1 protein-coding gene is annotated in these 1,240 nt (G+C 67.0%); it reads right to left on the bottom strand.

The annotated features are described in order from the left end of the window. On the bottom strand, positions 1 to 1,177 hold a 1,177-nt coding region (locus tag RJ03_RS27360; RefSeq protein ID WP_036507554.1), incomplete at its 3' end, for an IS110 family RNA-guided transposase. Positions 1,178 to 1,240 lie beyond the last annotated feature (63 nt).

A 1,240-nucleotide genomic window follows, 5' to 3' on the forward strand; every position in this document is an offset into this window, starting at 1 on the left:
CGCGGTCGTAGTCGGGGTAGGTGCCCAGTTCGGTGCGGGCGAGTTTGGTGATGTAGGTGCCCATCGCGGCTGCGGCGGCGGTGAGGGTGATGTTTTTGGCTTGGCGAGCCGGGCGTAGATCGTCGAGTCCGGGTGCGGCCAGTGCGCGAGTGAGGGATTTGAAGATTTCGCGGGCGATCGCGCGTTTGAGGATGCGGATGATCTCGGCGGGGTTGCGTCCTTTGCCGCGTTGTCGGGCAACGAATTCGCGGGTGCGTGGGTGGTTGGACATGCGGACCAGCGCGATGGTGTGCAGGGCGCTGTTGGCGTGTCTGTCACCGCCTCGGGAGAGCCGGTAGCGGGTTGTTTTGCCCGAGGAGGCGGGCACTGGTGCGGTGCCGCACAGGGCGGCGAAGGAGGCTTCGCTGCGGAGTCGGCCGGGGTTGGCGCCGGCGGTGATCAGTAGCTGGGCGGCGGTGTTGGGTCCGACGCCGTGCAACGACATCAGGTGGGCGTTGGCGGTAGTGGCCAGTTCGCGGATCTGCTGGTGGAGTTCTTCGGCTTGGGTGGTGAGGAACTGGTGACGGCGGGCCAGGGTCTTCAGCGCGGTCAGCACGGCTCGAGCGACGGCGTCGGAACTTGTGGGCCGGCATGATGCCAGCGCGGTGACCAGGGCCTTTTCTTTGACGCCGCGGTATTTTTCCCGGATGGTGGCGGGGGCGGTGACGAGCATGTGATGGATCTGGTTCATCGCCGCGGTGGTGGCTTTGACCGCCGAGCGGCGGGCGTTGTGCAGTGCCCGCAATGCTTCGACCTGCTCGAATTTGGGGGCCGCGTTCGCGCGCCCGGACAAGACCGCTCGGGCAGCGGCGTAGGCGTCGAGGGGATCGGATTTGCCCTGCATCCGCCGAACCGAGCGTTCGGGCCGGATGACTTCGCGGACCTCGATGCCGGTGGCGAGGGCGGCGCGGGTGAACCCTGCCCCGTAAGAGCTCGTTCCTTCGACACCGATGATCTGCACTGTCCCGTGTGAGGCCATGAATTTCAGCGCGGCCCGGTATCCGGTTGTGGTGGTGGGGAATTCCCGATCGCCGAGTTCACGGCCGACCGGGTCGCAGACGCAGACGTGGATGGTGTCGGCGTGGGTATCGACTCCCGCGACGAGTGCGGGGTTGGCGACCGGGGCGGTCACTGTCATGCTGGTTGCGCCTTCTGGATCGATTGCGGTGGGTCGACGCCGGTCGGGCGGGCAGACAGGACA

Origin of the sequence: Nocardia aobensis NBRC 100429 (genome assembly GCF_000308375.1) — a bacterium.
GTDB classification, from domain to species: Bacteria; Actinomycetota; Actinomycetes; order Mycobacteriales; family Mycobacteriaceae; genus Nocardia; species Nocardia aobensis.